This is a genomic window from Falsiroseomonas oleicola, assembly GCF_019029495.1.
Taxonomy (GTDB): domain Bacteria; phylum Pseudomonadota; class Alphaproteobacteria; order Acetobacterales; family Acetobacteraceae; genus Falsiroseomonas; species Falsiroseomonas oleicola.
In genome coordinates this window covers 1-501 of record NZ_JAERQM010000030.1, presented here as the reverse complement: position 1 = coordinate 501, position 501 = coordinate 1, and the positions used below count along the sequence as shown (strand labels likewise).

1 protein-coding gene is annotated in these 501 nt (G+C 71.7%); it reads left to right on the top strand.

What is annotated here, in order from left to right; all coding sequences use genetic code 11:
- Positions 1–75 precede the first annotated feature (75 nt).
- Positions 76–501: hypothetical protein (locus JJQ90_RS26755; RefSeq protein ID WP_216879304.1), on the top strand; the 426-nt coding region annotated here is incomplete at its 3' end.

Here is a 501-nt window from a genome sequence, read left to right as displayed (position 1 = left end):
GTCGAGCGAGCGCGCGCCTCCTCGCACGCCGGTCACACGGGCAACGACAGTCGTATCCGCCACGGATCGTCTGAGATGGCCGACCACGGAGATCGGACGGAGCCGACCGCGGTGGAGTCGCTCGCGCGGGTCCTCGAGCGTGCGACCGGAACGGCCGTCGCTCGCGACGACGTCCTCGACCGCAGCGGCTCCCCGTCACCGGGAGCGCGGATCGGGACGCTTCTCGACACCGCCGGCTCGGTCGTCGGCGTCGTACCACGCGTCGAACCGTCGCTGGCCCAGCGGATACGCCGCGGAGCGGCGAGCGGATTCGTCGACGGTAACGGCGCTCAGTCCTCTCTCGACGTGCGGATCGTCGTCACCGGGGCCGCACGAGAGACCGTCACCGGTCCCACCGGAGCGGTGGTCCGGAGGGCGCCCACGGACGATATCACCCTGTACGTCCACGACGGCGACTCCCCGGTGGGACTCCTGCTCGTCGACGATCGAGCCGTCGTCGGC